We start from the raw sequence: 7,403 nt of genomic DNA, 5'->3' as shown, positions 1-7,403 counted from the left end.
AGACGCTACAGTAGCAGCGATTGGGACTCTTCCAACCGCGGCGATCGCGACGCATGGGACCGTGGCAGCGACGAGGTGAAATCCTGGTTCGGGGACGACGATGCAGAACGCAGAAGAAGAATGGACGATATGCGTGACCCCAGCAGCGACAGCTACCGATCTAGCAGGGGCTATAGCGGATCCTCCAACTATGGTGGCGCTGGCTACGGTTCCTCCGGCTACGGATCTACCGGCAGGTATGGCTCCGGTTATGGCACTTCCAGCTACAACACAGGAAGCAGCTATGGCTCCTCCAACTATCCATCCAGCTCCTCCGACTACAGCAGCCGCCGACATAGCAGCGACTGGGACAGAAACCGGGATGAAGACCGCGGCTTCTTTGACCGCGCCGGCGATGAGGTAAGATCCTGGTTCGGAGATGATGAAGCAGAACGCAGAAGAAGAATGGATGAAATGCGTGACAGAGAACACGACAGCGATTATAACAGCCGCTACAGAAGCCATACCTCTTATGGCAATACCTATAGTGGACCTCCGTACTCCTACGGATCTTCTTCACGCAGAGACTATGAATGGTAACCGACAGCTATCAGCTACTTATAAGTAACGGGTAGGTCAATCGAACCAATAGATAAACGGGAAAGCCCGGCCAAAACTGGCCGGGCTTTTTTGTATCAGAAAAATAGCACAATTTATATATATCCTCCATTGTATCCTGCTGTACTTTCCCCTAATTTCACGCACTTTTAGTACAATAAACCAAGCAACATTTTTCTATGAAGAAGACTCTATTACTTACGTGCTGCCTGACTTTACTCGCAGCTACAGGCTACGCCCAGCAGTTAGGTATAAAGGGAGGAGCGACCTATGCTACCTTCAAAGGAGAAGATAGCGACCATAACAAGTATAGAATAGGATACACGGGTGGCCTGTTCCTGCAGCGGCATATCGGAAACATGGTCGGGGTGCAGGTAGAAGCCCTCTATACCTCGAAGGGCGGTCGCAGGGAAGTTACATCGAACGGCAACCTGATCGCCGATGAGTTCAGACTCAACTACATTGATGTACCTGTATTGCTACACCTGTCGGCCAGCGGCGTGTTTGTCGACCTCGGACCTCAGGTGTCGTTTATAGCCGGTGCCAAACACATCCGGGAAGTTACTTCCGATTCCGGTAACAAATCCGTTATTACCAAGTCAGGTTACACAGACAACCCGTATACAGTTGACTTCGGGTATGTGGGCACGGTAGGTTACCGCGCCGGCAACGGTGTAGGCCTGGAAGTGCGCTATACCGGCGGCCTGAAAAAGGTGGACGATGAAGGAAGCTATCAGGGAGTTGACCGCAGAAACTCAGCTTTTAGCCTCATGCTCAGCTACTTGCTTGGCCATAGCAGATAAGCTACTTTTGCTGCTACACAAAAAGGCCTGCTGATGAAGCAGGCCTTTTTGTGTTTCTGAGTCTTATAAAACGGGGTTCGATTTCTTAAAAGCACAGGCTGCTATACCTTATCTGTTAAACTATCTGCTATCCTAAGATTAATGAAAGGATCTTACGCCAGATTTTTGGGCACGAATGATACGTAGTAAACTGTCGGCAGCAGGTTTAAAAACAGTCCTCTGCCTTGGCAGGGGACTGTTTTCTGTGTGTCATCAGGTAAAGGTAGGTAGTAGGTTGTGGTGGATGCGATTTTCATCGGCTTTTCTTCCTGAAACCAGGTATAGGTTTGCGCATAGCGCCTGATAGACTCTTCGCTTTAACCTGTCTGCAGCTCCTTCAGATAGCCTTCTTTCAGATCGTATACCAGGCCATACAGCTTAGGCGGGTCATCGGACTGCATCGCCTTCTGGATGACAGAAGTTTTGGATAGGTTGCGCACCTGCTCGATTACGTTAAGTTCTACCAGCCGGCGCAGGCGCGCCTCTTCATCCGCTATGCCCAGTATCTCTGCCTCGTGCAGACGTAGCACGTCTTTGATGTTGCGCAGCCAGTTATCAATCAGACCGAACTGCTCATTGCCGGCAGCGGCAGCTACCCCGCCACAGCCATAGTGCCCGCATACGATGATCACTTTCACTTTCAAAACTTCCACCGCATACTGCACCACCGAGAGCATATTCATATCGGTGTGCACCACCAGGTTGGCAATGTTCCGATGCACAAACATTTCACCGGGACCGGTACCGGTGATCTCATTGGCAGGTACGCGGCTGTCTGAGCAGCCGATGAACAGGTAGCGGGGTTCTTGCCCCTGGGCCAGCTTCCGGAAGTAATCCTTGTCCTCGCTGAGCTTTTGCTCTACCCACTTCCTGTTATTCTCAAATATGCGTTTCAAAAAGTGCTGCATAGGCTCATCCCATTAATGCATGTCCAGTACCGATACTGCTTTCACGTTCAATACCTCAACCGTGATGTTACGCTCATGTGCCGTTTCTTTGAAAGCTTGTATAGCCTCTAGCACATCATAGTCAATGTACTCCGAGTTTTCTCCGTCGATGATCACATGGCTGTTTTGCGGCAGATGCTCCAGCGTCAGCACAATGCTGGCTTTGTTCAGGAAAGACACATGCTCACTTAGCCTGATACGGATAATGTCCTTATCGCGCTGTTCTTCTTTGTGGTAGAAGTAGGGCGATTTGTAATTGGCTTTCAGGATATAAAAGATGCCTATGGTAAGACCGATCAGGATACCGACCAACAGGTCGGTAAACAGGATAGCCAGTATCGTCACGATAAAAGGGATGAACTGTTCATGCCCCAGTTTCAGCTGCGACTTGTACAGAGCCGGCTTCGTCAGTTTAAACCCTACGATGAGCAACACGGCAGCCAAAGCGGACAGCGGCACCTGGTTGAGGAAGCCAGCCAGGAACAACACCGAAAGCAACAGGAAGATACCGTGTACGAAGGCTGACATTTTTGTCTGGCCACCTGCTGCGATATTGGCCGAACTGCGCACGATCACAGCTGTCATAGGTATACCGCCCAGCAAACCGGCCATGATGTTACCGACGCCCTGTGCTTTCAATTCGCGGTTGTTGGGTGTGCGGCGCTTGTGCGGGTCCAGTTTGTCGACAGCTTCCACGCTCAGCAAGGTCTCCAGGCTGGCGATGATGGCAATTGTAAAAGCGACCACGTAGAGCGACGGATTTGTGAACTGGTCGAAAGCCGGGAACCGCAACTCGTTGCCAATGTCCTGCGCGCTGCTAATCATCGGCAGGTTCACCAGGTGGTTGCCGGCCACAGCCAACTCCGGAAAATAGTGAATGAACAGGTAGTTTATACCTACCGAGCCAATCACCACAATCAGAGCACCCGGTATAAGCTTGAAGAGCTTGATACGCTTTATAAAGGGTGTATCCCACAGAATTAGAACCGTCAGTGAAAGGACACCAATGATCAAAGCTCCCAGGTTGATCGCGCTGAACGCATGGATCAGTTCGGAGAACGTATTGCGGCCATCCGGCTGAAAGAAGTTCATCTCGCCAAAAAAGTCGTCATCGGCCCCCATGAAGTGGGGAATCTGTTTCAGGATCAGGATCAGACCAATGGCTGCCAGCATACCCCGGATCACAGAGGAAGGAAAATAGAGACCAATCACGCCTGCCTTCAAAAAACCCAGCCCGACCTGCAGCACACCCGCCAGCACGACAGCCAGCAGAAATGCTTCATACGACTGTAGTGTCTCGATGCCATTGAGCACGATCACCGTCAGACCGGCTGCCGGGCCACTCACGCTCAGGTTCGATCCGCTCAACCAGGCCACGACAACACCGCCTACAATACCGGTAATGATACCGGAGAGAAGCGGCGCCCCGGAAGCAAGCGATATACCTAAACAGAGAGGCAGGGCAACCAGGAAAACAACAAGGCCAGCCGGAATGTCTTTCCCGAGGTTGGCCATAAAACTTGGATTATAAGCAGTATTCTTCATATACACAACATTGTAAACAAGGTCCTGACTCACGCTCCTGCACCGGTACATACCAGTTAACAGGAACATAAGTCAGTTGTCTCACCTTATGCTTACAAATGTATGCGGGGGGTATTAAGGCAAAATTAAAACCACATTAAAATCAGATTAAAATGCGTTTCGTGCCGAAATCAAGCCGAATGCCTGAGGGAGGTGGATGGTCACCACCGTTCCTTCATTGACCCGGGAGTCAACCGTGATGGTGCCTTTATGCAGTTTGATGATACTTTCTGCCAACGGGAGACCTATGCCATGCCCCGTGATGTTGCGGACGTTATTGGCTCTGAAAAATGGAACAAAAACATGCTTCAGGTCATGGGGTGCTATACCTAATCCCTTGTCCGATACCTGCAGCACCACCTCACGGGTGTTGGCTGACAGACGCACTGAAATGTACTCTCCCTTCGGGGAAAATTTGACCGCATTCTCCAGCACATTCACGATGGCAATCAGGAGAAGCGCTTCATTGCCTTTCACCACCAGGCGGTCTTCATCATCGGGCAGGTTATCAAAGTCGATGTCGTAGTGGGCACCAGGCTGACGCTTAAGGGCCTGATCATGGGCCATCCACAACAGCTCGTCAAACCGCAGGCGCGCCAGCTTGATCTTGGAGGAATCTATGCTGGCCTGCGCGATCTGCAGAAGGCCGTTGGAGAGTTCTGCCAGCAGGCGGGCATCCTCCAGGGTAGAAGAGAGCACCCGCTGGTACTCCTCCGGCTCGCGGGGTTTCATCAGGGCTACCTCCAGCTCCCCGATCATGGTGGTGAGGGGCGTGCGAAGTTCATGGGAGGCATTGGAAACGAAGGTACTCTGCATCTCAAAGGCCAGCTCCAGCCGGGCCAGCATCTTGTTGAAGGTCTGGGCCAGGTCCGATAATTCATCCGTGCCATCGGCGTTGCTCAGGCGCAGGTGCAGGTCTGAAGCACTGATCTTCTCTACTTCCTGCACCACCCGGGTAATGGGCCGAAGCGCTTCTTTCGCAAACGCCCATCCGGCCAGCACAACGACCACCATAGAACCCAGGAAACTCACGATCAGGATAACTTTGAGGTGCTGCAGCTTGCGGAGGCTATATTCGTCCAGGGAAGAGGAAAATATGACAAAGCTGCCTTCATTGTCTTTGTAATACCGCCCCACGACCTGCCGGTCATCCTGCTCATACTTGATAAATTGCTCCCGCATGACCCTGTCCAGTAGTTCCTGGCCTACCTCCAGCCGGCCTTCGCCATCTGTAAAATACAAGGTGCCATCCGCTTTGTAGATATGCACTATCTCATGCGGGAGCACCTGGTAGTAGCTAATCTGGTTGCGTCGGCGGACACGCTCGTTCACCTCATCTGCCTCCAGCACATGCGCTGCAATATCAGAAGTCCTGCGCTCTATCCGCTGATAAAAGTCATCCTGCCGGTAAAGGGAAGTAAAATAATAGATGACCAGCGAAAACAGGATCAGGATCAGCGCAGAGATTCCGGCAAACTGCAGCGTCAGTTTTGTCCTTATTTTCATGCTCCCTCCTCTTCTTTCAGCACATATCCCATACCTACCAGGGTGTGAATCAGCTTGGTAGGAAATCCCTTGTCGATCTTTTTGCGCAGGAAGTTGATGTAGACATCGATCACGTTGCTGCCTGTGTCAAACGAGGTTTCCCAGACGTTCTCGGTGATGTCCACACGCGACACGACCCGGCCCTTGTTGCGCAGCAGGTAATATAACAGCGTAAACTCCCGGGCGGTCAGGCTGATCACTTTACCGCTGCGGGTCACGGTTTTGCTGCCCAGGTCCATTTCCAGATCACTCAGGACAATTTTCTCGCCTCCCCCCGTCTCGCCTACTCGTCTGGACAGCGCCCGGATACGCGCCAGCAGCTCTTTGAATTCAAACGGTTTGGTCAGGTAATCATCGGCTCCGGCGTCCAGCCCGGTGATCTTGTCGTCGGTAGTTCCGAGCGCTGTCAGCATGAGAATGGAGACAGAAGACTTATGCCGTCTGATCTCGCGGCATACTTCCAGGCCGTTCATGTTGGGCAATATGATATCCAGGATGATCAGGTCATACTCATTCTGAAGGGCCAGCCTGAGGCCGAAGTTGCCGTCATACGCCTGGTCCACTTCATACGTCTGCTCTTCGAGGCCCTTTTTGATAAAGGAAGCTACTTTGGGTTCATCTTCTACCAGCAGTATTTTCATGTGTCTTTTCCACGTTTGCATTCTGACAGGGGCTGCGAAAGCCTTCACCTTTCCGGGGCGGCCCGCAATTTACGATTAGTTCTGCAAAACACTCCTCTACGGGTTGCGCATGCAGCAGTATCTAATTACTTTGTAGTTCGTTTAGCTAGAATATGCCACACGATCACCACCACCATGCGGGAGGCCATGGCCATCACCACCACGCCGGCGATAACATCAGGATCGCTTTTTTTCTAAACTTAGGTTTTACTGTACTCGAGATCTTCGGCGGTTTGTGGATCAACAGCATGGCCATTCTTTCGGATGCGCTGCATGATCTGGGGGACTCTTTATCGCTTGGCCTGGCCTGGTATTTTGAACGTCTTTCCCGCAAAGGCAGCGACCAGCACTTCTCATACGGCTACAAGCGTTTCTCGCTGCTGGGTGCCGTTATCAACTCGGTGGTACTGCTGCTGGGCTCCGGTATCGTGCTGTGGGTGGCCATACCCCGATTATTCAACCCGGAACCGGTACATGCACCGGGCATGATTGGCTTTGCCTTGCTGGGTGTGGTGGTGAATGGCTTTGCTGCCCTGCGACTCAAAGGAGGCCTGTCGCTGAATGAACGCGTAGCCATGTTGCACCTGCTGGAAGACGTAATGGGCTGGGCGGCTGTGCTGGTGGGAGGTATACTTCTTTATTTCTTCGACTGGCCGATCATAGACCCGCTGTTGTCTGTGCTGATCACCGGCTTTGTGCTCTACAACGTGGTTCGCAACCTGCGCCAGGGCCTGACCATCCTGCTGCAGGGCACGCCTGCCAATATCAGCCTGCGGCAGCTACAACAACGCCTGGCACAGTTACCGGAAATCCGCTCCGTACACGACCTGCACCTCTGGACGCTGGATGGAATGAGCCACGTGCTGACCATGCATGCCGTTGTGCATGAGAACCTGGACCTGCTGGAGGCAAATGAGGTGAAGCAGCGCATCCGGGAAGCGATGCGCAAGGAGCACATCGACCATGTGACGGTGGAGTTGGAAATACCGGGCCAGGAATGCAGCCAGGAGCACTGTACTCCCCCTTTTAGTTCTGATTCAGGTGCACGGCCTCCCGCACCAGTTCACTGAAGTATGCATCGTCTACGTCGGCCAGGGTGCGGATTTTGATGTGGGGTAGTTGTCCGTTGCGGCTTACCAGCCGCCTGTCCGAGTCAGAGAGCTCTTTGCCGCGGAAAAACCCGAAATGAATGCCGCTCCGGGAAGAGG

The 7,403-nt window shown here is 52.4% G+C and carries 8 protein-coding genes; 3 read left to right on the top strand and 5 right to left on the bottom strand.

What is annotated here, in order from left to right:
- Both OB13_RS15375 and OB13_RS15370 read left to right on the top strand, forming a co-directional pair.
- Window positions 1-579 (top strand): SWFGD domain-containing protein (locus tag OB13_RS15375; RefSeq protein ID WP_461491059.1); only part of this gene is annotated, 579 nt, incomplete at its 5' end.
- Between the two features lie 197 nt (window positions 580-776).
- On the top strand, window positions 777-1,400 hold the full coding sequence (locus tag OB13_RS15370) for a porin family protein (RefSeq protein WP_461491058.1): 624 nt from the start codon (window positions 777-779) through the stop codon (window positions 1,398-1,400).
- Window positions 1,401-1,756: 356 nt separating this feature from the next.
- Here OB13_RS15370 and OB13_RS15365 read toward each other — a convergent pair whose 3' ends face one another.
- The 4 genes from OB13_RS15365 to OB13_RS15350 all read right to left on the bottom strand — a co-directional run bounded on the left by OB13_RS15365 (window position 1,757) and on the right by OB13_RS15350 (window position 6,156).
- Complete coding sequence (locus OB13_RS15365) at window positions 1,757-2,335, bottom strand: carbonic anhydrase (protein WP_461491057.1); 579 nt, start codon at window positions 2,333-2,335, stop codon at window positions 1,757-1,759.
- Between the two features lie 24 nt (window positions 2,336-2,359).
- Complete coding sequence (locus OB13_RS15360) at window positions 2,360-3,931, bottom strand: SulP family inorganic anion transporter (protein WP_461491056.1); 1,572 nt, start codon at window positions 3,929-3,931, stop codon at window positions 2,360-2,362.
- Between the two features lie 147 nt (window positions 3,932-4,078).
- Window positions 4,079-5,476 (bottom strand): HAMP domain-containing sensor histidine kinase, encoded by a 1,398-nt coding sequence (locus tag OB13_RS15355; RefSeq protein ID WP_461491055.1) that lies wholly within the window; start codon window positions 5,474-5,476, stop codon window positions 4,079-4,081.
- Window positions 5,473-6,156: a response regulator transcription factor gene (locus OB13_RS15350; protein WP_461491054.1), complete on the bottom strand. Its 684-nt coding sequence runs from the start codon at window positions 6,154-6,156 to the stop codon at window positions 5,473-5,475. Before OB13_RS15350 ends, OB13_RS15355 begins: the two co-directional genes overlap by 4 nt.
- Before the next feature lie 152 nt (window positions 6,157-6,308).
- Between OB13_RS15350 and OB13_RS15345 the strand changes: the two genes are divergently transcribed.
- A complete protein-coding gene (locus tag OB13_RS15345; protein WP_461491053.1) occupies window positions 6,309-7,265 on the top strand; it encodes a cation diffusion facilitator family transporter in 957 nt (318 codons plus the stop codon).
- Here OB13_RS15345 and OB13_RS15340 read toward each other — a convergent pair.
- Window positions 7,222-7,403, bottom strand: a 182-nt coding sequence (locus tag OB13_RS15340) for a hypothetical protein (protein WP_461491052.1), incomplete at its 5' end; no start/stop codon positions are given. The genes OB13_RS15345 and OB13_RS15340 overlap by 44 nt on opposite strands.

The sequence above is a fragment of the Pontibacter sp. HJ8 genome (assembly GCF_054824225.1).
This window is presented reverse-complemented; position numbering and strand designations above follow the sequence as displayed.